Consider the following 20,784-nt stretch of genomic DNA (forward strand, 5'->3'; position numbering starts at 1 on the left):
CTTCCATGGGGTGGACCTCTGCCCAAACGTTCGAGTTAAAGGACTTTCGGCCCTTCCACTCACACAATCACACGCAGTGCACGGCGTACGCCTGTGAACGTCACGCTCGTACGCAGTCCCAGGTGGTCGCCGTCCATCTGGAAGGGCAGCCGCGCCTTGGAATGCAAGGTGAAGTCCGTCAGGTCGTGCAGGGTCACCGCGTGCTTGCCGTGCGGCCCGCGTTCGGGGGTCGATGTGAGCAACTGAGTGGCATATCGAGCCACCGCGGGAGTCGACATTTTGGTCAGCCCGAGCACGTCCAGAGCCGTGTCGAACGAGGCCTCGGGGGACGCGTACATCGGACGATTCCCCAGGTAGGTCCAGGGGGCGGTGTTGCAGACTATGGAAAGAGCGAGATCCTTCACCGGGTCCTGCCCCGGCCGTTCCAGGGTGATCACCCCGTGCCGGCGATTGGGCTCCGCGAGGAACTGGCGCACCACCTGGCGCACATAAAGAGCGTGTGTGGATCGCTTGCCGCGCTCCCGCTGCTGTTCGACCCGGCCGATCACTCCCGCGTCGAATCCGTAGCCCGCGCAGAAAGTGAACCAGCGGGCGGGAACGGACTCGTCCTCCGTGCCGGGAGTGCCCGCCGCGAGCCCCAGACCGACCGTGCGCTCACTGCGCGTGCTCAGGGCGTCCAGGATGGCGCCGGTCGCCTCGACGGGGTCGTTGGGCAGTCCCAGGGCGCGGGCGAAGACATTTGTCGAGCCGCCGGGGACCACCGCGAGACCCGGCAGCCGGTCCGGGTCCGGGCCGTTGTGCAGCAGACCGTTGACGACCTCGTTGACCGTGCCGTCGCCGCCGAGCGCCACGACCAGGTCGATTTCCCCGCTCTCGGCGGCCCGCCGGGCGAGATCACGGGCGTGCCCGCGGTACTCGGTGGTGACGGCCTCCAGCTTCATCTCGCTGGCGAGCGCATGAATCAGCACATCCCGGGTGCGAGCACTGGTGGTGGTTGCTGCCGGGTTGACCACGAGGAGTGCGCGCATGCGCAGCAGACTACCTACTCGGGGGTACCCGGCCCAGACCTGCCCTGCCCGGGCAGCCCGTTACGCTGCGAGGGTGAGCAATGAGCAGACCCCCGAGACCGCCGCCGAACCCCGCCCCGCCCGGCTGACCGCCGCGGCGGCGCTCGCCGCGCTGGAGGGCCTGGCGCTGCTCGTGGGGGGTGCGTACATGCTCGTGATGGGGCTGCTCGGCAGCCCCGACAAGCCGGAGCAGGCCGAAATGGGCGGTGTGACGCTCATCGCCCTGGCGGTGCTTCCGCTGGTGGCCGCCCGGGGTCTGCTCAAGTGCCGCGCGTGGAGCCGGGGCCCCGCCCTCATCACGCAGCTGATGGCGCTGCCGGTGGCGTGGACCCTGCTGCGCTCGGAGGGCTCTCTGCTGATCCCGGCGGGCATCGCCCTCGCCGCGGTGGCCGTGACGGCCCTGGTGCTGCTGATCAACCCGCAGACGACCAGGGCCCTCGGCATCCGCGGGCCCCGCGACGCCTGACATCCGAACCATCCGAACCATCCGAACCATTCCGCATCTGATTTCTGACGTCGCGGGGGCGCGTAACGCTCAGTTACGGCCAATCTCTATCGGTCGCTCTACTCCTCGACGAGGAGCTTCTCGCGGAGCTGGGCCAGGGTGCGGGCCAGCAGCCGTGAGACGTGCATCTGCGAGATGCCGACCTCCTGCGCGATCTGCGACTGGGTCATGTTCCCGAAGAAACGCAGCAGCAGGATCCGCTTCTCGCGCGGCGGGAGATCCTCCAGGAGCGGCTTGAGCGACTCCCGGTACTCCACGCCCTCCAGGGCCACGTCCTCGGAGCCCAGGGTGTCCGAGACCGGCGGCGACTCGTCGTCGGTGTCCGGGACGTCCAGCGACAGCGTGCTGTACGCGTTCGCCGACTCCAGGCCCTCCAGGACCTCCTCGTCCGAGATACCGAGACGCTCGGCCAGCTCATGGACCGTGGGGGAGCGCCCGTGCTGCTGGGAGAGCTCGGCGGTGGCCGTCGTCAGCGAGAGGCGCAGCTCCTGGAGGCGGCGCGGTACCCGTACCGCCCAGCCCTTGTCCCGGAAATGCCGCTTGATCTCGCCGACCACCGTCGGCGTCGCGTACGTCGAGAACTCGACACCGCGCTCCGGGTCGAACCGGTCCACGGACTTGATCAGGCCGATCGTGGCGACCTGGGTGAGGTCGTCGAGCGGCTCGCCGCGATTGCGGAACCGGCGTGCGAGATGCTCGACCAGCGGGAGGTGCATGCGCACCAGCCGGTTGCGCAGCTCCGCCTTTTCCGCCGATCCGTCCGGCAGTTCACGCAACTCGATGAACATCGCTCGCGCACCACTGCGGTCGCGAGGATCGTGGCGTCCGCGATCCCTTGAGTGCTGTTCGTGCTCGCTCATATGGCCCGCCCGCTCTGCCTGCTCTGCCGCCGCCGTGCCCACAAAGCCGTCCACGCCGTCCACCGGGTGGGGCCGGGCCTGCTGCTCAGGAATGCCCGTCGGCCTGTGCGCCGGTCCTCCCTGAGCCGCCTGCCCTCCTGCCGGTGCCTGTGGGCTGAGCTCCTCGTTACGCACCGGCCCGTCCCCGTTCCTCACGCCGGCCCGGGTCCCGCGCCGCGCTGTTTGTACAGGCTGATGGTGACCGTCCGGTCGTCAGCGACCGTGGCGTCCACCTTGCCCGCCAGTGCCGAGAGCACCGTCCACGCGAAGGTGTCGCGCTCGGGCGCGCGACCGTCCGTGGTGGGGGCCGAGACCGTCACCTCCAGAGAGTCGTCCACGAGCCGGAAGACGCAGCTGAGGACGGAGCCGGGCACGGCCTGCTGAAGCAGGATCGCGCAGGCCTCGTCGACCGCGATGCGCAGATCCTCGATCTCGTCGAGGGTGAAGTCCAAGCGTGCGGCGAGGCCGGCCGTGGCCGTACGCAGCACGGACAGGTAGGCACCCGCAGCGGGCAGCCGGACTTCCACGAAGTCCTGGGTCCCGGGCTCGCCTGCGATCTGGGACACCCTCACCTCCAAGGTGCACAAGCTTTTTCGGGGGTCCGGGAGGGGGCGCCCCCCCGGGACCACGCGGTACGTCGTTCGCCGGTGACGCTATCGCGATCCACACTTCCGTGTCGCCAGGACCCCCGCCCGGCGGCTGTCACTCATGGTAAGCATATGGGTACGGACAGTGGCTAGGGGTCTGCGGCGCCCAATTGGAAAGAACCGGCGCCGGGTTGACGTACCCAGGCGTCAGACGATCGAACCGCCGACAAAGCACCAGCGCCAGTTGTCCTCTGGCTCGAAGCTCCGCATGACCGGATGGCCGGTCTCCTTGAAGTGCTCGGTCGCGTGCCGGTACGGCGAGGAGTCGCAGCACCCCACGTGCCCGCACACCAGGCACAGCCGCAGCTGCACGGGATGACTGCCGATGGCCAGACACTCTTTGCAGGTGTCGCCCAGCGGGGTGGGCTCGGGGTGCGGCAACCCCGCGACGTGCGAGCACTCGTTCATGATGGCCAGGTTACGACCTTCGTACGACAAGGGTGGGGCCGAACCGATGGACGTACTGCCGCTGTTGCTTCTGGTCGCGGGGAGCGCCGCCGTCGCGGGCGCCGCCCGCCGGACCCCCGTGGCGGCCCCACTGCTCCTGGTCGCCGTGGGACTCGGCGCCGCCTACATCCCGGGGGTGCCCGACTACACGCTGGATCCGGCGATCGTGCTCCCGCTGCTGCTGCCGCCCCTGCTGCACACGGCCGCGCTCGACAGCTCCTACCTGGACCTGCGGGCGAACATCAGACCCGTGGCCCTCCTGTCGGTGGGCTATGTGCTCTTCGCGACCGTGATCGTCGGCTACCTCGCGTATCTCGTGATTCCGGGCCTCCCGCTGACGTCCGCGCTGGTTCTCGGGGCGGTCGTCGCGCCGCCCGACGCGGTGGCCGCGACCGCCATCGCGCGGCGCCTCGGGCTGCCCCCGCGCATCACGTCGATCCTCCAGGGCGAGTCCCTGGTGAACGACGCCACGGCGATCACCGCTTTCAAGGTGGCCCTGGCGGCCGCCGTGGGGGAGGGTGCCAGCTGGCTCGGCGGGGTCGGGGAATTCGCCGTCGCGTCGATCGGCGGCGTCGGTGTGGGCCTGCTCCTGATGGTGCCGCTGCACTGGCTGCGCACCCGCGTCAAGGAGGCGCTGCTGCAGAACACACTGTCGCTGCTGATCCCGTTCGTTGCGTACGCGGCGGCCGAGCACGTCCACGCCTCGGGGGTGCTCGCGGTCGTGACCGTGGCCCTCTACCTGGGACATCGCTCCTGGCAGGTCGATTTCGCGACCAGGCTCCAGGAGGCCGCCGTCTGGAAGATGGTCTCCTTCGTCCTCGAATCGACGGTGTTCGCGCTGATCGGACTCCAGCTGCCGTTCGTGCTGCGCGGACTCGGCCCGTACGCGGGCGGCGAGGCCCTCTGGTACGCGATCGTGCTGTTCGTCGTGGTCGTCGTGACGCGCTTCGTGTGGGTGTTCCCCGCGACGTATCTGCCACGCCGCATGTCGCGACGCGTCCGGGAACGCGAACCCGACGTCAGCTGGACCTCGCCGGTGATCGTGGGCTGGGCGGGGATGCGCGGAGTGGTCTCGCTGGCCATCGCCTTCTCGATCCCGCTGACCGTCGAGCACGACGAACCGTTCCCCGGGCGGAACCTGGTGCTCTTCCTGACCTTTACGACTGTGATCGCCACTCTGGTCGTCCAGGGCCTCACCCTGCCGCCGCTCATCCGCCTGCTCAAGCTGCCCAAGCGCGATGTGTACGCCGAGACGCTCGCCGAGGCGCAGGCGCAGAGCGAGGCCTCGCAGGCGGCCGAGGAGCGGCTCACGGCCCTGCTCGCCGACGACCGCAACGCACTGCCCGAGCCGCTCGCCGACCGGCTTCGCGCGGTGCTCGAACGGCGGCGCAACGCTGTCTGGGAGCGGCTCGGCGCGGTCAACGCGGAGACCGGCGAATCGGCGGACGACACCTACCGCAGGCTCGCGCGGGAGATGATCGTCGCCGAGCGGGCGGTCTTCGTGGAGCTGCGGGACAGCCGACGGATCGACGACGAGATGCTGCGGACGCTGCTGCACCGGCTGGACCTGGAGGAGGCGACGGCCTACCGGGAGGCGGACGCGGACTGATCCGTGGGGTCCGGTGCGGCCGGTCCGTGGGGCTGGTCCGACGGGTTCGGTGTGGTCGGTCCGTCGGGTTGGTCCGATTCGAGTGACTGGTCCGGTTCGAGTGGCTGGCCGGTGATCACCGCTGCCAGCGTGGTCCCGGGGGCGAAGGCGCCCTCGGCGGTGAGCGTGGCCAGGCCGAAAAGCATTTTGGCGACATAGAGACGTTCGACGGGCAGCCGGTGTCTGGCCCCGAAATCCTCGGCGAACGAGTCGAGCTCCGGTGTGGTGCGGGCGTAGCCACCGCCGTGGAAACGCTCGTCGAGGCTCCAGTCGCCGACGGGGGCGCCGAAGGCCGCGCGCTGGAGCGTGCGGATCCCGTCGTCCAGGAAGCCGCCCCTGAGCACCGGGAAGCCGATCGCCCGCTGCTCAGGGGCAAGACCGGCGGTGAGCCCGGCCAGGGTCCCACCGGTCCCGCAGGCCACCGCGACGACGTCGGCGGCCCCGCGCAGCTCCTCCCCGAGGCCGGTGCAGCCCTGCGCGGCGAGCGCGTTGCTGCCGCCCTCGGGGACGACGTACACCTCATCGCCGGGCCCGGTGACCCCCGCCGCCCGCAGGATCGCCTCCAGCACCTGCGCGTCGCCCTTCGCGCGGTACGTCGCACGGTCCACGAAGTGCAGCCGCATGCCGTCCGCCGCGCAGCGGGCCAGCGACGGGTTCAGCGGCCGGGCGGCCAGTTCCTCGCCGCGTACGACACCGATCGTGGGGAAGCCAAGCAGTCGGCCCGCGGCGGCCGTCGCCCGGAGGTGGTTGGAGTACGCGCCGCCGAAGGTCAGCACCGTACGGCCGGCCGCCGCCCGCAGGTTCGGCGCCAGCTTGCGCCACTTGTTGCCCGGGAGGGCCGGGTGGATCAGGTCGTCACGCTTGAGCAGTAGCCGTACGCCGTGGCCGGCGAAGCGCTCGTCCCGCACCTCCTGCAACGGCGACGGGAGCCGGGGCCGCAGGTGGGACAGGGCGAGCGCTTCCGGGGTCATGCCTCCATTGTTGCCTCGGCCGCCGCTTCGGTCTCGTTCGGGCCGTCGGCCCCGGTGCGTCGGTGGCTGCCGCTCAGGCGGCCACCGCGGCTGTCACTTCAGCCGGTCGTGGATGCGCGCCCGCATGGACTTCATGCTGAAGCCGCGCGGGTCGATCTTGCCCGGCTGCCATTCGAGATGGCCGATCACCGACGGCGCTCCCCAGCCGTGCTGCCGGCAGATCGCGGCCGACACGCGTTCGATGGCTTCGAGCTGGGCCGCGGGCCAGGGGTCCGTGCCGTTCCCGAGGTTCTCGCACTCGAAACCGTAGAAGTGCCGGTTCCCGTCGGTGTTGGCCTCGTTGTCCTGTGGCAGGGCCTTCTCGGCGATGACGGCCCGTAGGACGTCGTCGTCGCCGTTGCCCGCGTGGTTCGCGCGGCCGTAGCCCACGAGGTGGACCGTGCCGTTCTTGGCGATCATGCCGTGGCAGAGCGGGCCGGGGAGGCCCGCGTAGCCGTCGCGGACGATACGGACGGTGTTGGCGGTGCCCTTGGTGACGGTGTGGTGGACCATCACGCCGTGGACCGGGCCCCACGGGCCCTTGTGATTGCGGTTGTGCGTACGCCAGTTGTCCACTTCGGCAACGGTGACGCCTTCGTCTCGCAGAATGTCCAGAAACCTGCCTGCGGACATGGGTGAGGCCATGGCCATCTCCTTGGGTGCGAAGGGTGGGGGAGGCCTGGTCAGGTGCTCGTACGGCTTGCTTTTACCCCAACACCGCGACGGGGAGCAGTCTTTCGGACACTGTGCGAGCGGATCCGGTCAGTTCTGCCCGGGCACCTCACCGGCCGTCGCTCGGACCGGCATTCGACATGCCCCGCAGTCCGGTGCTTTAGTCACACTCTTTTGTGTAATAGCGCCCGACCACTGGTGCTGAAAGGCTCCTTCTGCAGGTCAGCACATGATCGAGAAGGAGACAGATGTCGGTCGAGGCAGGTTCCGAAGTCCGCGACGAGCAGGCACCGCCGCAGCAGAGTCTTGGTACGGCCGCCGCGAGGAATTTGGCCACTACCACCAAGTCCGCCCCCCAGATGCAGGAGATCACCTCCCGGTGGCTGCTGCGCATGCTCCCTTGGGTGCAGGTCCAGGGCGGCACATACCGGGTGAACCGAAGGCTGAGCTATTCGGTCGGCGACGGACGTGTGACGTTCGTGCAGACCGGTGGCCAGGTGCAGGTCATTGCCGCAGAGCTCAACGAACTGCCCGTGCTGCGGACCCTTCATGACGAGGCGGTGCTCCGTGAGCTGGCGCAGCGGTGCGAGCAGCAGGAGTTCGCGCCCGGCGAGGTGCTGGCCGCCTCAGGGAGTTCCGCGGACCGGGTCTTCCTGCTGGCGCACGGCCGGGTGGAGAAAATCGGCACAGGGCCCTACGGCGACGAGTCGACACTCGAAGTCCTCGCGGACGGGGCGCACTTCGGGGACCAGGCGCTGGTCGAAGCGGACGCCACCTGGGACTACACGGCCCGCGCGGCAACCACGTGCACGGTGCTGACGCTGACAAGAGACGCCGTGCTCAACCTGGCAGAGCGTGCGGAGCCACTGCGCACACATCTGGAGGGGCTGGCGGCGATGCCCCACCAGCGGACCAACAAGTACGGCGAGGCGTCGATCGACCTGTCCGCCGGCCATGTCGGCGAGGCTGTCGTGCCGCACACCTATGTCGACTACGACGCGACACCACGCGAGTACGAACTGAGCGTTGCGCAGACCGTTCTGAAGGTGCACAGCAGGGTCGCGGACCTCTACAACCAGCCGATGAACCAGACCGAGCAGCAGTTGCGGCTCACGGTCGAGGCGCTGCGCGAGCGCCAGGAGCACGAGCTGATCAACCACCGCGAGTTCGGTCTGCTGAACAACTGCGCCTATGAGCAGCGGATCCAGCCGCACGACGGCGTGCCGGGCCCGGATGACATGGACGAGCTGCTGAGCAGGCGGCGCGGTTCCAAGTTCTTCCTGGCCCACCCGAGGGCGATCGCCGCGTTCGGGCGCGAGTGCAGCAAGCGCGGCCTCTACCCGGACCGCGTGGAGATCGGCGGCAATCAGGTGCCCGCCTGGCGTGGTGTGCCGATCTTCCCGTCCAACAAGATCCCGATCAGCAGCGACCGGACATCATCGATCATCTGCATGCGTACGGGCGAGGCAGACCAGGGGGTCGTCGGACTTCAGCAGAGCGGTATCCCGGACGAGATCGAGCCGAGCCTGTCGGTGCGGTTCATGGGCATCGACGAGCAGGCGATCATCTCGTACCTCGTCACCGCGTACTACTCGGCCGCCGTGCTGGTGCCGGACGCGCTTGGGGTACTGGAGAACGTGGAGATCGGCCGCTGGCGGTAGGTCACACGCGGGTCGAGAGGGACCGAGAGGCCTGATCGGACTGGGCGGTCGCAAAAGTACGGGCTGTTCGGAGATTACGGGCTGTTCGGAGGGTCCGGGCCGTTCGGAGAGGACGCGGGCCGTCTGAAGATTCCGGACGGTTCGGAGAGTGCGGGCTGTTCGGAGATTACCGGCGGTTCGGACGCGGGGCCGGGGCACGATGTACACACTGCCGGAGAAGTACGTTCCGGCACCCTCGGCTCCGCGCGGACACCGGCGCGGGCCGGCTAAGGGCTGCCTCCGCCCGGCCCCGCCGACGACTGTGTGCGGGGCCCCGCAGGCCGGCTCGCGTACGGCTTACGCACGGCGGAGAGAGGGGACCTCGGCCGTGCGCACGCTGCAGCAGAGGAAGTGAAGTGACAGTGACCATGACCAGCATTCAGGCGGCTCCCGAGGGGCATGAGGCGGCGGCCCTCCTCGAACGGACCCGCAGCACCGTCAACCCCCAACTGCGCCGCACGGTCGAGAGTCTGCCCCAGTCCATACGCCGCATCGCGATGTACCACTTCGGCTGGGAGAAGGCCGACGGCAGCCCGGCCGCCGGGCAGGCGGGCAAGGCGATCAGGCCCGCGCTGGTCCTCGCGGCTACCAGGGCGCTCGGCGGAGAGCCCCTGGTCGCCGTGCGGGCGGCTGCCGCCGTGGAGCTCGCGCACAACTTCACCCTCCTGCACGACGACGTCATCGACGAGGACCCGACCCGTAGGAACAGGCCCACCGCCTGGACGGTCTTCGGTGTCCCGGACGCGATCGTCGCCGGGGACGCGATGTGCGCCCTCGCGCTGCGGCTGCTCGCCGAGGACTCGCACCCGGCGTCGGCCGAGGCGTCGGCGCGGCTGGCGGCCTGCATCATCGAACTGTGCGCGGGCCAGCAGGCGGACTGCGCCTTCGAGCGGCTCGGCCCCCAGGACGTCTCCCTCGACGAGTGCCTCACCATGGCCGAGGCCAAGACGGGAGCCCTGCTGGGCTGCGCGTGCGCGCTCGGTGCGCTGTACGCGGGGGCGGACGCCGAAGAGGTCGCCGCCATGGACGACTTCGGCCGGGAGGCGGGCCTGGCCTTCCAGCTCATTGACGACCTGATCGGGATCTGGGGCGACCCCGCCCACACGGGCAAGCCCGTGGGAGCCGATCTGGTCGCCCACAAGAAGTCGCTCCCGGTGGTGGCGGCACTGGCCTCGGGCACGCAGGCCGCCGCCGAACTGGCGGACCTCTACCGCGGCCCGCTGGACGGGCCGGCGGTCCAGCGGGCCGCCGATGCCGTGGAGCGGGCCGGCGGCAGGGAGTGGGCGCAGGGCCAGGCAGCCGAGCGGATGGCGCGGGCCGTGCACCATCTGTCGCGGGCGGTGCCGGATCTGGCGGCGGCGGGCGATCTGCTGTCGCTCGCGGAGTTCGTCACGCGGAGGACGCGCTGATCGGGTGGACGTGGTGACCAGGTGGTCATGGTGATCGGGTGGTCATGGTGATCGGGTGGACGCGCTGATCGGGAGGTAGTGGTGATCGGGCGGGCGGCCGGGCTGAGCATGCGGATGCACTGACTGCCGGCCGGCCCGGTCGCCCGTCGGCTCGCCCGCCCGCCAGGACGCCAGCCCTGGCGGGCGGGCCGCCCGTGGGACCGGCGTCAACTCTAGGATGATCTGCGTCGGTTGAGATCCCTTGGAGAGAGGCCGGACCGTGGGCGTGGAAATACGACAGGCGGGGGAGAGCGACCGCGAGGCGCTCGTACGGCTGCTGGACGCGGCCTTCAGGAACGACCCGGTGAGCAGCTGGGTCTTCCCCGATTCCGCCCACCGCGGCCGCGTCCACGGGCCGTTCATGGGCGTCTTCCTCGATGCGGCGCTGACCGAGGGGCGGGTCGACGTCACTGAGGACGGCTCGGCAGCCGCCCTCTGGCTGCACGTCGAGGCCGGGGCACCCGATAAGGAGGACGACACACCGGCGCGCATGCGTGAGATCGCGGACCCGGACAACGAACGGGCAGAGCTGATCGGCCGGTTGACCGGTGAGGTGCATCCGCATGACCGGGCGCACGCGTATCTGCTGCTCATCGCGGTCTCCCCGGAGCGGCAGGGCGAGGGGCTCGGCACCGCGCTGATCGGCCCGGCGCTGGACCGCTGCGACCGCGACGGTCTGCCCGCGTATCTGGAGGCCAGCAGCGCCCGCAGCCGAGGTCTGTACGAGCGGCTCGGCTTCGCCTTCACCGGCCGCACCGTCGATCTGCCGGAGGGGCCTCCCATGTGGCCGATGTGGCGGGAACCCGGCGCTTACGACCTCGAGGGCAATGGCGCGCGGGCTCCCGACGCCCTGTGACTCCGCCTCCGGCGTTGTCGTCGGTCGACGACGCTCCGCGTCGCCTCCCTTCTCCGCCTTGGATTCGAAGCCGCGTGACGCCGCTCGCTGATCCACACTCCATTTCCCCCGAGGTCGTTAGCGGGAACCCGGCGCCCGGGCGGCCTCGGCGTATTCACCCTTGCGCAACCACTGCGGGTGGAACACTGTGGGCACCGCAACCACTGCGGGTGGAACACTGTGGGCACCGCAACCACTGCGGGTGGAACACTGTGGGCACCGCAACCACTACGGGTGGAGCACTGTGGGCACCGCAACCACTACGGGTGGAACACTGTGGGCACCGCAACCACTGCGGGTGGAACACTGTGGGCACCGCAACCACTACGGGTGGAGCACTGTGGGCACCGCAACCACTACGGGTGGAGCACTGTGGGCACCGCAACCACTGCGGGTGGAACACTGTGGGCAAAGTGGTTGGGGGAGTGCGGCTGTCCGCGGGCTCGGGATCTACCTGGCGGGCGGCGCGAATCTCGCGGGGCAACTGCCGGCGGAGATCGATGCCCTGGTCCTCAAGGTCTACCCGATCGTCATCGGGTCGGGCGTCCCGGTGTTCTCGACCGGCCTCGAGGTCCACGACTTCACCCTCGAACCGACGCGGACCTTCGACAACGGCACCCTCGTCCTCTCGTACAAGAGGATCGATCAACAGGAGCGATGAACCCGTAGTCGCCGGACTGGCAGAGTGCGACGTACGCCCATACCTTCGAGGTATGGGCAGCAGCAGCGAGCGAGGGACCGGGGGCCGGGTGGGGCACGTCTGCCCGGCCTGCCAAGAGCCGGTCCGTACCGTCGTCAAGCGACGCAAGAGCCTTGGAGTGTTCGTTCCCGTGTGGGGTCCGGGGCCGTGCCGCAACCCCGCCTGCGGGCAGCGGGCCGAGGAGCCGGAGGGCGAGTCGGAGACCCGCCCCTGAACGGGCTAAAGTCCCGGCCATGGCAGCAGAGGCATGGGCCGGGTGGTACCGGGACCGTAAGGGTTCCGACGCCGTCACCCTTACGACGGACGGGCAGCGGCTGAGTGCCCGAATTCGAGGAGTCGACTTCGAGGGTGCGGTCTTCGACGCGCTCGTCCCGGTGGGCGAGCTGCCCCCGGAGAGCGACATGTTCGTACTCGCGGACGGCGCACTGTGCGACTGTGTTCTCGAGTGGGACATACCGATGCCGGTGTACGCGGACGGCCTGGTCCACCGCGCCACGCTGCACTGCCTGCTCGCCCTCGGCGCTCCTCGCCCCAGTGGCGGCATCGACCGCGAACACCTCAGCCTGACGCTGCACTTCGACGGGGCGGCGTACGCGTCTCGGCGCGCCGAGGAGAACTTCGAGCAGGCCCTGAACGTGATCCAGTACCGCCTGCCGGCCGGGGCCTATCTGCGGGCGTGCATCTCCTGCGCCTTCTCCGACTACAACCCGGCGTCCGGCGGGCTGTTCGGCGCTCTGGGCTGCTTCCGCGGAGTGAAGGACGACTACCGGGCCACCGAGGGCAAGAGCGACCTGATCGAGCTGTGGGACCGGCGCACCGAACTCGTCCAGGAGACCTTCTGCTGCCCGGAGTTCGAGCGTAGGCCCGACGGCGGGCCGGGGACGGGCTACCGGGGCGCGTTCCCTCAGGTGAACGTCGCCGTGCCGGCCGACGAAGCGGCGGACGCCGAAGACGCGGTGCATGCTGACGATGCGGTGCATGCCGAAGGGGACGTCGTACACGCGGAGTCCTGACTTCGCACAGGGTCCGGTGGTGAAGGCCCGGACACGCCGTTGCCCCGTACACGCGAGCGCGCGTACGGGGCAACGGTCTGTGCGGGGTCCGGGGAAGCGGTGGGGACTGCCGGCTGCGCCGGGTCAGGAAGCCTGGGCGAGGCCGTTCTGCCACAGCTGGTTGACGCGGGCGCGCTCACGGGCGTCCGGGTTCGGGTTCTGGCAGGAGGTGCCGGGGCCGCCGCCGGACATCAGCTCGCTGCACGGGCCGGAGTAGTGGTCCGGGAGACCCAGGACGTGGCCGGTCTCGTGCGAGGTGACGCGGGTCGAGTTGTACTGCTGGTTCTGGCGGTAGTCCAGGAAGATGTAGCCGCGGCCGTGGCCGTTGGTGCTGGCGTAGGAGCCGCGGGAGTCGTTGCCCTCGCGGTACGTGAAGTCCGGGTTGGATCCCTCCTGCAGCTTCACGTTGGTGACGGAGCTGTTCCAGATCTGGGTGGAGCGGGCTATCTGGCTGCGGAACGTGGGTGCGCTCGCAGCGGAGTAGATCACGGTGACGGCCTGCGCGCCGGGGTTCGCGGCGCGCTTCTCGGCGACCGACTCCATGACCGCCGAGAAGAAGGCCTTGTTGGCGGCGGCGTTCTCCTTGGACTTCTCGTACGTCGTCGTGGAGTGGAACGCCGAGACCTGGGCGGTCTCCACGGGCGCGGCGGACTGGGGGGCCGCCATCGCCGGTGCGCTGCCGAGGGAGGCGAAGGCCAGGCCGAGGCCGAGGGCTGCGCCGAGGGTGCTCTTGCGGTGTCTCATGGGGGGTTTCCTACTCGTCCGGTGAAGGTGAACGGTTGGGTACGACAGAGTGTCGGGGTCCCTGAGGCCGCTGGGGATGATGCCAACCGGTGATAGCGCGAGCGCATCACCGGCGGTACGACGCTCAACCCACCTGTAGCTCATTCCCTTTGGAGTTCACGTTCTTTGCCAGCGCTTCTGGGGCTCAACCCTCTTGAAAATGACGCCAATTGCTGTGCTTCGGGTGTCTGGTGTGGCGCAAGGGGTCGCCGTAGGCTCGGGGTATGGAGCTTGAGGTCAGGCACCTTCGTGCGTTGTGCGCCATCGCCGACACGGGCAGCCTGCACAAGGCGGCCCGCATGCTCGGTACGACGCAGCCGTCGCTGACCACCCAGCTCCGCCGCATCGAGAACGCGCTGGGCGCGGAGCTGTTCTCCCGCGAGCGCACCGGCTGCCGACCGACCCCGCTGGGGCTCGCGGTGCTGAGCAGGGCGCGGCCCCTGGTGGACGGGATGAACGTGCTGGTGACCGAGACGCGGGCGGCGGTGGCCCGTACGACCCAGGGCCCGCGGCTGCGGATCGGCGCCACCGCCAGCCGCGTCATAGGGGGCTGGCTACGCAGGCTCCGGATCCGGCTGCCGGACACGGACACCTCGCTCCAGGTCGATGTGTCGGCCAACGCGCTGCTGCGGATGCTCGCGGCCGGCCAGCTTGACGTGGCTTTCGTGCACGAGGTGGAGGGCTTCCCGCTGCGCCTCCCGGCCGGGCTCGTGGAGCGCGTACTGGTCGACCGGGAGCCGCAGTTCATCTGCATGGCCCCGGATCACCCGGCGGCGGCGCGGTCCGTGGTGGAACTGTCCGACCTGGCGGGCGACCGCTGGATGGTCGACCCTGCGGTGGACGGGGAATGGGACGGCCTGCGCCGCGTCCTGGTCGCGGCCGGGCTCAACCCGCCGCTGCTGCACGGGGATTACCTCACTGCCGCGTCCCTGGTCTCGATCGGCGAGGCGGTCGCCCCCTGCCAGCCGACCTCGGGACCGCGCGACGACATGGCCATCCGTCCGCTGCGCGGCGACCCGCTCGGCGTGCGCCTGCTGCTGGTCTCGCGACCGGGGTTCCCCGACTTCGACGCCGTGTACGCCGACCTGGAGACGGCGTACCGCGACGCGGCGATGCGGGCGTCCGGCTACCGGCAGTGGCTGCTGCGCAACGAGAGCCCGCTGCTGTTGCGCAGTGCGGTGGCGTGAGCGGGCGGGCTTTCACCGTGGGTGGGTGATGAGCGGGCGGGCTTTCACCGTGGGTGGGTGAGAGGGCAGGCGGCCACGGCCGGTGTGCCGCCGTGGGCGTACGCCGTTCCCTCCCTCGGCATGCTCTCGCTGGTGGCAGCCACCTTTCTGGAGGACCGCTCCCGCACGACGGTCGCGCCCTCGGTCGCCATGACCGTCCACTGCGCCACCGGCGCCGTCGTCTTCACCGCCCCGGCCCTGGCCGCCGGGGCCGCGGTGCCACCCGCCGAGGCGTCGTTCTGGGTGGCGATCGGCTGGCTCGTGGCACTCGCCACGCTCGGCGGATACGGGCTCTACTGGTTCACCGGTACGGCGGGCTTCTCCGCGAACCTCTACTGCGAGTCCGCGCACGACCCGGCGGCGTGGGCCCCCAAGGAGCGCGGCACGGTCCCCACGGGTGTCGCGGTCGCGCTCTCCACGGACATCGCCGTCCGTCGTTTCGCGGAGCGGGAGAACAACATCACGCACTGGACGGAGCTGGAGCGAGGCGGCAATTTCCTCGCGCTGGAGCAGCCGGTGTTGTTCGCGGCGGATATGCGGGCGTTCTTCGGGGCGGTGTAGGGGGAGGGGTGTAGGGGGTGAGCGGGTCGGTTCGGGTTTGGGTGCGGGCCGGTGTGGCTGCGGGTGAGGGTGCCTGCGGCGCTCTCACCTCCCCGCCCCTTCTCGCTGTGACATTTTGCGGCTGCCGCCGCGTGGGCGGGGCAAGCCCCTGGCCCCGGACGCTCTTTCGGGCGTGTCCTCAAACGCCGGACGGGCTGGATTTCAGCCCGTCCGGCGTTTGAAGGGTCGGCGAAGGGCGGGGCCGGGGCCGGGGGGAACCAGCCCGCCGCAGGCGCTCCCGCCCGAACCTCGGCCCCCCACTTACGCTGCCTGTAACAAGCAGCCATGCACCGACCCGCCCGAGCCCGCGCCCCGTGAAGGACCTCCATGCCACCGTCCCGGTCCCCCCTCGTCGCCGTCACCGGAGCCACCGGCCAGATCGGCAGGCGTGTTTCCCACCGCCTCACCGCCGAGCACAGCCCCCTGCGCCTCCTCGGCCGCGACACCTCCCGCCTGCCGAACCTGCCCGGCGCCGCCAAAGCCCCCGCCGCCGCCTACGGCGACGCCACGGCCATGCGCCGCGCCCTCGACGGCGCTCACACACTCTTCCTCGTCTCCGCGCACGAGAGCGCCGATCGGGTCAGCGAGCACAAGACCGCCGTGGACGCGGCGGTCGCCGCCGGTGTCGAGCGGATCGTGTACGTGTCGTTCCTGGGCGCGGCCCCGGACGCGACGTTCACCTTCGGCCGCGACCACTGGCACACCGAGAACCACATTCGTGCCACCGGCCTGCGCCACACCTTCCTGCGCGACAGTTTCTACCTGGCGGCGCTCCCCGCCATGACCGGCACGGACGGTGTGATCCGCGGTCCGGGGGCCGACGGCCTGGTCTCGGCGGTGGCGCACGAGGACATCGCGGACGCGGCCGCGTCCGTACTGCTCGACGAGGGCGACGACCACGACGGCGTCACGTACGACGTCACCGGCTCCCGCGCCCTCTCCCTCGCGGAAGCCGCGGCCGAGCTGAGCCGTGTCACCGGGCGCGGCATCACGTACGTACCGGAGACACGTGAGGAGGCGTACGCCTCGCGGGCGCAGTACGGCGCCCAGGACTGGGAGGTCACGGGCTGGGTGACGTCGTACGAAGCCATCGCGGCCGGCGAGATGGCGGCCGTCTCCGACGCCGTGCCGCGGCTGACCGGCCACCCGGCGAAGACATTCGCCGAATTCCTCAAGGAGCACCCGGCGAGCTACCGGCACCTGGTCGGTTAAGGTCCGTACCCCTCGGTCTCTCCCTCTGCTTCGGCAGGAGCACGGCGGATGCAGCAGCGGATTTCCATGGGTGTCGCCGAGCGCCGGATGTTCTGGGACCGGATCGACCATCCCGGTGAGGTTGTTGATGTGGGGCAGGAGATCACTGCCGTCGTCATCGACCTGGACACGGGGCGCGAGCTCGTCACCCTGTCCAGGAAAGCCCTGCAGGAGAAGCCCTCCCCACCACCCTGTTGAAACGTGCAGGCGGGGGCAGATGGTCCAGACAGGTGATCATGGAATCGCCGTGGTCCACGGAAGGAACTGCCTCCAATGACGATACCCGTCCGCCGCTCACGCGTCGGTGACCGCAGACCCGCCTTCAGCGTCCGGCAGACGGCTGTGGGACTCGGCCTGATTGCCGTCCTGATCTGCGGTGTTGGGCTGACGGCGAAGCTGGCGGTGCGCGAGGGCGCGGAACACCCGGGTGCGGGGGTGATCGCGGTGGCCTTCTTCGCCGCCGTGGCGTCGCTGCTCCTGGTCCGGCGGCGCCGCCGGGTCGTCCGGGGGGCTGCGGGGGCGGTGATGGAGGTTGCCCAGGATGTCGTCGACGCGGCAGCAGAGGCCTCGGCCTCTGCTGCCGCCGCCGCCGAGGCGGCGCGGGCCGAGGCACGGGTGTCGTCGGAGGCAGTCCGGGCGGATCCGCTGCCTGCTGACCTCGCGGCCCCCGTGGAGGACGCCCCGACGGAATACGCGGCCATGGACGCCGACGCGTTCGAGGACGCGATCGCCGAGCTCTGCGAACGGGACGGCTGCGGCGATGTGTACGTCGTCGGGGGCGCGGGGGACCTGGGAGCCGATGTCATCGCCACGACCCCGGACGGTCGGCGCGTCGTCATCCAGTGCAAGTGCTACGGCGAGACGAACAAGGTCGGCTCGCAGGACATGCAGCGCTTCGGCGGCACGTGTTACGCCGTGCACGACGCGCATGTGGCGGCCGTGGTGACGACCAGTGCGTTCACGGACCCCGCCATCGAGTACGCGGACCACTGCGGAATCCTCTGCTTCGACCACGAGGCACTCACCGCCTGGACCGACGGGGCCGGTCCGCCGCCGTGGGACGAGAGCTGGCAGAACGGCCCACGGGATCGCTGACCAGTGGTCCCGTAGAGGCGTACGATCCGCTGCGCGGCTGTATGTCGTTGCCCTCCATCATGTCCGCATGACTGATCGCGACGACCTTCCGGCGCCGGTCGGAGAGTCCCGGTGACGGGCGCCCCACGCGTACGGCACGCGCGGGCGGCCGACCTGGCACGGGTGGCCGAACTCGCCGCTGAGCACGCGACGTACGAGAAGGCCGGGCCGCCGGCGTCCGACCTGGCGGCACGCCTCAACGGGCTCCTCTTCGGCGACGGAACCCCGCGCCTGCACCGTCTGGTGGCCGAACTGCCCGACGGCGAACTGGTCGGCTACGCGACCTGCGCGCCCGAAGTCTCCACCTGGGAGGGCACCGATACCTGCACCTGGACTGCCCCTTCCTGCGCTCCGCCCACCGCGGCCTGGGCCTCGGCCGGCTCCTGATGGACGCAGTGGTCGAGGAGGCGCGGGCTCTCGGCCTCGCCGAGGTCGGTGGCAGAATCCGGTCTGGAACGAGGGCGCGATCCGCTTCTACGAACGCCTCGGAGCCCGCGTCAAGAAGAAGTTGCGCTTCTCGCTGCGGGTGACGGGGGATACGGGGAGCCGAAGCCGGCCAGAGGGCGGGCGCAGGGAGCCCGGTCACGGCACGCACGGACCCATGCCTTGCGGGTGTACTGCGCCGCACCGTCGTAGAGCACCTTGTCCAGGCGGACGTTCTCCTTCTGCACCCCGTTGAGACGCCGCCAGCTGTAGCCCGCGACTCTGGTCTGCATGTAGACGTTGTGCCCGTCGCTGGGCTCCTTGTCTTCCATCGTCCCCTTGAACTGGAAGCCGCCGTGGCTCTGCCCCTTGGGTCACCACGCGTATTTCCCGTTCGTGAACGACACACTGCCGGTCTTCATCTCCGGGAGGTGATGCCAAGACTGGGCGAAAGAAGCCCCACCCCACCGATGAACAGACTGACGGCCATCGCCGCCGTCGCCAACTTCCGCACTTGTCCCCCAGCTGAGGGCCATTCATGAACATTGCAGAAGGTGGTGGTCCGACTACCCAATGAGTAGATCCGCGCCCTGACTTCGCCCGATTCGGTGAAGCGCTGCGGAAGGGTGACGGCACGGCGCGATCGCGCCCGAGGCGGTCGAGGGCGAGCGCAAACGCCGACAGCACCCGGCTTCGCGCGAATGCCGGGTGCTGTCGAGGTGGTGCGGTGTGACGTGATGCGGTGTTACGTGGCGCGACCGGTGAAGGTCACGCCTTCTTGGTCTCCAAGTAACGGGCCAGGTTGGCGACCTGCGGGGATCACCCATGCGGGCCGCTGAACTGGCCTTTTGCTGTTGGCCAGCGATGGGCATCGACGGTCCTGATTGGCTGTCCTGCGGACTCTGTGCGGACTGGCCTGCGGTCGGAGGTAAGTAGCGCTGCCCCGCAGAAGCCGCGTGTCCGGGCCAGCTCAGACACGCTTCTAGGAGCCTGATGGATGTTGCTTGATCAGGGCTCGCGAAAGGATGCCAGCCACCTCCTCAGCTCCCGCGTCCAGCGCGGCCAAGCTAGTGGATTCATCTGGCTCGGTTTGCAGCGTGAACGAGCGGCTGTAGGCGCTGAGCTCGGCACGAGTACGTGACTGATGTGGGTTGAATCTATCGACTTGGGTCATGTTGGGATCAGATACGCCGATTGCCAGAGCAATGCGCTCATCTCGGATCAGGTCCAGTGCGCCGATGAATCTCAGCAGGGAGGTTACTTGCTGGGGCAGCGCGTCGTGATCCAGGATGGATCCCATGTTGTCTTGGGGGAGTGTCGCCCGTAGGGAGACTTGGCCGGATTTGTGCAAGCGAACCTCCACCAGTTCTCCGGGCCGAGGAGCATCAAAAAAACGGTGTGGAGTAATGGAGATGCCGACGACTGCATGCTCTCGGGAACTCGACGACGCCAGGGCGACGCTGTTCCCGACTGCCCCGGCCCGGCGGGTCCGGTCCGCCAGCGAGGTGCCAACTCCTTCCAGTTCTCTTGCCGAGTAGCCCGGAAATTCCACCGGAAGAACATGTAGTTCCAATAGAGGAAGGTTGGTGGCCCCGTCGACGCTGACCTGGTCGAGGCTCCAGCGCAGAGAAACGGGCTGCGCTAGGGGGGCAAAGGACAAAGGGGACCGATCTGACTCCACTTCTTTGACCTTGGCTACGACTTTGGTCATTAGCTCGGCGGTGTTTCGGAATGAATCACGGAACCCGCCAGTGGCGTACGCCTCCACGGTTCTGGCGAAATCCTGCTGGGCGTCCTCGAAGGTGACATCCAATTTCCGGTAAACCCAGCGAGGCTTGCCCGCCGTCTTAGCCGCGACCCATTCATCGTGTGTTGCTGATTGCCCTGTCTCGGGGAAGACGTGCCCGTAGGACGGCCCGAGCAGGAAGACGCAAACATCCGCGGAGTCGAGGGCGGCCAGGCATGCCTGCCTGCTGGGCGTGGCCTGCGCTGAGAAGTCCTCGAACAGGACGGGAGTGTGTCCAACTGCGCGAATGAGGCCAGGCAGCGCGTCGCGCTCCTCCTCCAGTCCCCTACGGACGCTGCTGATGAAGATTCTCACGCTACGGTATCTCCATTGCTGAAGGGTTCTTTGAAGCGAACCAGGTGGCCAATGAGTTGCCTGCAGTAAGGAGTTGCTTTATGGCTGAAGTCTCGGATGAGGCGATACGTGCTTACTGGAAAGAGCACCGGGAGCAGCTACGGCAGTGCGAGACTCAACGCTCGTCACTGAGCAGCCTTCTCCTCGTTATCACGGCTGCCTTGAGTGCTCTCATTGTCCAGCAGAAGTTCTCCACGTACGTCATGCCTCTGTGTCTTTTCGTGGCTATGACTGGAGGATACGGGGCGGTGGCGGTCTCTAAATACTTCGAACGGGCGTCCTATCACCTCTCTCAGGCGCGAGCCTTGACCAATGACTTGGTGGAGCTGGGTGTCCTGGGTTCCGACGAAAGGCTGATAAGTGCTAGAGTTGATCACTACCGTCGTTTCCCGCGCCTGCATCGCATTCGTCTTCATCGCTTGTGGGTGATTCTTCACCTCGCCATAGCCCTGTACGGCCTTTGTCTCCTCAGCATATGTGTGGCCGTGGCCTGACGTCCGATATTCGTGCGCTTTTCCGATTGGGCCTCGGTGACCG

General features: G+C 69.2%; 23 protein-coding genes and 1 pseudogene. 15 read left to right on the top strand and 9 right to left on the bottom strand.

All coding sequences use genetic code 11. The features are described from left to right. Nucleotides 1-59: 59 nt before the first annotated feature. Nucleotides 60-1,028, bottom strand: a complete 969-nt coding sequence (locus QMK30_RS11085; protein WP_283517235.1) for a diacylglycerol/lipid kinase family protein — start codon at nucleotides 1,026-1,028, stop codon at nucleotides 60-62. A 73-nt stretch (nucleotides 1,029-1,101) separates the two neighbouring features. On the opposite strand from QMK30_RS11085, the gene QMK30_RS11090 reads away from it, so the two are divergent. Beyond that, entirely contained in the window at nucleotides 1,102-1,533 is a 432-nt protein-coding gene (locus QMK30_RS11090) for a hypothetical protein (RefSeq protein WP_283517237.1), read from the top strand. Nucleotides 1,534-1,631: 98 nt separating this feature from the next. On the opposite strand, the gene QMK30_RS11095 is transcribed toward QMK30_RS11090, so the two are convergent. From QMK30_RS11095 to QMK30_RS11105, 3 genes are all read right to left on the bottom strand, one after another. Then, nucleotides 1,632-2,627, bottom strand: a complete 996-nt coding sequence (locus tag QMK30_RS11095; protein ID WP_502963118.1) for an RNA polymerase sigma factor SigF — start codon at nucleotides 2,625-2,627, stop codon at nucleotides 1,632-1,634. Beyond that, entirely contained in the window at nucleotides 2,624-3,037 is a 414-nt protein-coding gene (locus tag QMK30_RS11100) for an ATP-binding protein (RefSeq protein WP_283517239.1), read from the bottom strand. Before QMK30_RS11100 ends, QMK30_RS11095 begins: the two co-directional genes overlap by 4 nt. Before the next feature lie 228 nt (nucleotides 3,038-3,265). Then, nucleotides 3,266-3,526 carry a UBP-type zinc finger domain-containing protein gene (locus QMK30_RS11105; RefSeq protein WP_283517241.1) on the bottom strand — a complete coding sequence of 87 codons (261 nt, stop codon included), beginning with the start codon at nucleotides 3,524-3,526 and terminating at the stop codon, nucleotides 3,266-3,268. 46 nt (nucleotides 3,527-3,572) lie between these two features. Here QMK30_RS11105 and QMK30_RS11110 point away from each other — a divergent pair, with 46 nt between their 5' ends. After that, nucleotides 3,573-5,174, top strand: coding sequence for a Na+/H+ antiporter (locus QMK30_RS11110; protein WP_283517243.1), 1,602 nt, complete (start codon nucleotides 3,573-3,575; stop codon nucleotides 5,172-5,174). Here QMK30_RS11110 and QMK30_RS11115 read toward each other — a convergent pair. Further along, nucleotides 5,150-6,184 (bottom strand): 1-aminocyclopropane-1-carboxylate deaminase/D-cysteine desulfhydrase, encoded by a 1,035-nt coding sequence (locus tag QMK30_RS11115; protein ID WP_283517245.1) that lies wholly within the window; start codon nucleotides 6,182-6,184, stop codon nucleotides 5,150-5,152. The two genes, QMK30_RS11110 and QMK30_RS11115, sit on opposite strands and share 25 nt — an antisense overlap. Nucleotides 6,185-6,277: 93 nt before the next feature. Continuing rightward, entirely contained in the window at nucleotides 6,278-6,868 is a 591-nt protein-coding gene (locus QMK30_RS11120; protein ID WP_283517247.1) for an N-acetylmuramoyl-L-alanine amidase, read from the bottom strand. A 275-nt stretch (nucleotides 6,869-7,143) separates the two neighbouring features. Between QMK30_RS11120 and QMK30_RS11125 the strand changes: the two genes are divergently transcribed. The 6 genes from QMK30_RS11125 to QMK30_RS11150 all read left to right on the top strand — a co-directional run bounded on the left by QMK30_RS11125 (nucleotide 7,144) and on the right by QMK30_RS11150 (nucleotide 12,651). After that, on the top strand, nucleotides 7,144-8,556 hold the full coding sequence (locus tag QMK30_RS11125) for a family 2B encapsulin nanocompartment shell protein (RefSeq protein WP_283517249.1): 1,413 nt from the start codon (nucleotides 7,144-7,146) through the stop codon (nucleotides 8,554-8,556). Nucleotides 8,557-8,963: 407 nt separating this feature from the next. After that, entirely contained in the window at nucleotides 8,964-10,004 is a 1,041-nt protein-coding gene (locus QMK30_RS11130; RefSeq protein WP_283517250.1) for a family 2 encapsulin nanocompartment cargo protein polyprenyl transferase, read from the top strand. A 259-nt stretch (nucleotides 10,005-10,263) separates the two neighbouring features. Beyond that, nucleotides 10,264-10,899: a GNAT family N-acetyltransferase gene (locus QMK30_RS11135; RefSeq protein WP_283517252.1), complete on the top strand. Its 636-nt coding sequence runs from the start codon at nucleotides 10,264-10,266 to the stop codon at nucleotides 10,897-10,899. Between the two features lie 433 nt (nucleotides 10,900-11,332). Further along, nucleotides 11,333-11,599, top strand: coding sequence for a dihydrofolate reductase family protein (locus QMK30_RS11140; protein ID WP_283517254.1), 267 nt, complete (start codon nucleotides 11,333-11,335; stop codon nucleotides 11,597-11,599). 52 nt (nucleotides 11,600-11,651) lie between these two features. Beyond that, complete coding sequence (locus QMK30_RS11145) at nucleotides 11,652-11,852, top strand: hypothetical protein (RefSeq protein ID WP_283517256.1); 201 nt, start codon at nucleotides 11,652-11,654, stop codon at nucleotides 11,850-11,852. A gap of 19 nt (nucleotides 11,853-11,871) precedes the next feature. Continuing rightward, nucleotides 11,872-12,651 (top strand): DUF6304 family protein, encoded by a 780-nt coding sequence (locus QMK30_RS11150; protein ID WP_283517257.1) that lies wholly within the window; start codon nucleotides 11,872-11,874, stop codon nucleotides 12,649-12,651. Nucleotides 12,652-12,774: 123 nt separating this feature from the next. On the opposite strand, the gene snpA is transcribed toward QMK30_RS11150, so the two are convergent. Further along, a complete protein-coding gene (snpA, locus tag QMK30_RS11155) occupies nucleotides 12,775-13,434 on the bottom strand; it encodes a snapalysin (RefSeq protein WP_283517259.1) in 660 nt (219 codons plus the stop codon). Between the two features lie 263 nt (nucleotides 13,435-13,697). Between snpA and QMK30_RS11160 the strand changes: the two genes are divergently transcribed. From QMK30_RS11160 to QMK30_RS38450, 7 genes and pseudogenes are all read left to right on the top strand, one after another. After that, the gene (locus QMK30_RS11160; RefSeq protein WP_283517261.1) at nucleotides 13,698-14,660 is read left to right on the top strand and encodes a LysR family transcriptional regulator; all 963 of its coding nucleotides are present in this window, start codon (nucleotides 13,698-13,700) and stop codon (nucleotides 14,658-14,660) included. A 69-nt stretch (nucleotides 14,661-14,729) separates the two neighbouring features. Next, nucleotides 14,730-15,260, top strand: a pseudogene (locus QMK30_RS11165) (hypothetical protein); the annotation flags it as partial. A 366-nt stretch (nucleotides 15,261-15,626) separates the two neighbouring features. Beyond that, nucleotides 15,627-16,511 carry an NAD(P)H-binding protein gene (locus QMK30_RS11170; protein ID WP_283517263.1) on the top strand — a complete coding sequence of 295 codons (885 nt, stop codon included), beginning with the start codon at nucleotides 15,627-15,629 and terminating at the stop codon, nucleotides 16,509-16,511. Between the two features lie 48 nt (nucleotides 16,512-16,559). Next, nucleotides 16,560-16,748 carry a hypothetical protein gene (locus QMK30_RS11175; protein ID WP_283517477.1) on the top strand — a complete coding sequence of 63 codons (189 nt, stop codon included), beginning with the start codon at nucleotides 16,560-16,562 and terminating at the stop codon, nucleotides 16,746-16,748. A 75-nt stretch (nucleotides 16,749-16,823) separates the two neighbouring features. Then, nucleotides 16,824-17,645: a restriction endonuclease gene (locus tag QMK30_RS11180; RefSeq protein WP_283517265.1), complete on the top strand. Its 822-nt coding sequence runs from the start codon at nucleotides 16,824-16,826 to the stop codon at nucleotides 17,643-17,645. 111 nt (nucleotides 17,646-17,756) lie between these two features. After that, the gene (locus QMK30_RS11185; RefSeq protein ID WP_349362060.1) at nucleotides 17,757-18,071 is read left to right on the top strand and encodes a GNAT family N-acetyltransferase; all 315 of its coding nucleotides are present in this window, start codon (nucleotides 17,757-17,759) and stop codon (nucleotides 18,069-18,071) included. Beyond that, complete coding sequence (locus QMK30_RS38450) at nucleotides 18,050-18,214, top strand: hypothetical protein (RefSeq protein WP_349362062.1); 165 nt, start codon at nucleotides 18,050-18,052, stop codon at nucleotides 18,212-18,214. The genes QMK30_RS11185 and QMK30_RS38450 overlap by 22 nt, the downstream gene beginning before the upstream one ends. Here the strand turns inward: QMK30_RS38450 and QMK30_RS11190 are convergent. Both QMK30_RS11190 and QMK30_RS11195 read right to left on the bottom strand, forming a co-directional pair. Beyond that, nucleotides 18,182-18,439 carry a hypothetical protein gene (locus QMK30_RS11190; protein WP_283517267.1) on the bottom strand — a complete coding sequence of 86 codons (258 nt, stop codon included), beginning with the start codon at nucleotides 18,437-18,439 and terminating at the stop codon, nucleotides 18,182-18,184. The two genes, QMK30_RS38450 and QMK30_RS11190, sit on opposite strands and share 33 nt — an antisense overlap. Nucleotides 18,440-19,089: 650 nt before the next feature. Then, nucleotides 19,090-20,208 carry a DUF4062 domain-containing protein gene (locus tag QMK30_RS11195; RefSeq protein ID WP_283517269.1) on the bottom strand — a complete coding sequence of 373 codons (1,119 nt, stop codon included), beginning with the start codon at nucleotides 20,206-20,208 and terminating at the stop codon, nucleotides 19,090-19,092. Nucleotides 20,209-20,784: the final 576 nt, after the last annotated feature.

It is taken from the genome of Streptomyces sp. H27-C3 (assembly GCF_030063415.1).
Taxonomy (GTDB): domain Bacteria; phylum Actinomycetota; class Actinomycetes; order Streptomycetales; family Streptomycetaceae; genus Streptomyces.

Coding starts and splice junctions, on each gene's coding strand:
- QMK30_RS11085 (WP_283517235.1), bottom strand. CDS start 1,028: ATGCGCGCACTCCTCGTGGTCAACCCGGCAGCAACCACCACCAGTGCT.
- QMK30_RS11105 (WP_283517241.1), bottom strand. CDS start 3,526: ATGAACGAGTGCTCGCACGTCGCGGGGTTGCCGCACCCCGAGCCCACC.
- QMK30_RS11110 (WP_283517243.1), top strand. CDS start 3,573: ATGGACGTACTGCCGCTGTTGCTTCTGGTCGCGGGGAGCGCCGCCGTC.
- QMK30_RS11115 (WP_283517245.1), bottom strand. CDS start 6,184: ATGACCCCGGAAGCGCTCGCCCTGTCCCACCTGCGGCCCCGGCTCCCG.
- QMK30_RS11120 (WP_283517247.1), bottom strand. CDS start 6,868: ATGGCCTCACCCATGTCCGCAGGCAGGTTTCTGGACATTCTGCGAGAC.
- QMK30_RS11125 (WP_283517249.1), top strand. CDS start 7,144: ATGTCGGTCGAGGCAGGTTCCGAAGTCCGCGACGAGCAGGCACCGCCG.
- QMK30_RS11130 (WP_283517250.1), top strand. CDS start 8,964: ATGACCAGCATTCAGGCGGCTCCCGAGGGGCATGAGGCGGCGGCCCTC.
- QMK30_RS11145 (WP_283517256.1), top strand. CDS start 11,652: ATGGGCAGCAGCAGCGAGCGAGGGACCGGGGGCCGGGTGGGGCACGTC.
- QMK30_RS11150 (WP_283517257.1), top strand. CDS start 11,872: ATGGCAGCAGAGGCATGGGCCGGGTGGTACCGGGACCGTAAGGGTTCC.
- snpA (WP_283517259.1), bottom strand. CDS start 13,434: ATGAGACACCGCAAGAGCACCCTCGGCGCAGCCCTCGGCCTCGGCCTG.
- QMK30_RS11160 (WP_283517261.1), top strand. CDS start 13,698: ATGGAGCTTGAGGTCAGGCACCTTCGTGCGTTGTGCGCCATCGCCGAC.
- QMK30_RS11170 (WP_283517263.1), top strand. CDS start 15,627: ATGCCACCGTCCCGGTCCCCCCTCGTCGCCGTCACCGGAGCCACCGGC.
- QMK30_RS11175 (WP_283517477.1), top strand. CDS start 16,560: ATGCAGCAGCGGATTTCCATGGGTGTCGCCGAGCGCCGGATGTTCTGG.
- QMK30_RS11180 (WP_283517265.1), top strand. CDS start 16,824: ATGACGATACCCGTCCGCCGCTCACGCGTCGGTGACCGCAGACCCGCC.
- QMK30_RS11190 (WP_283517267.1), bottom strand. CDS start 18,439: ATGGAAGACAAGGAGCCCAGCGACGGGCACAACGTCTACATGCAGACC.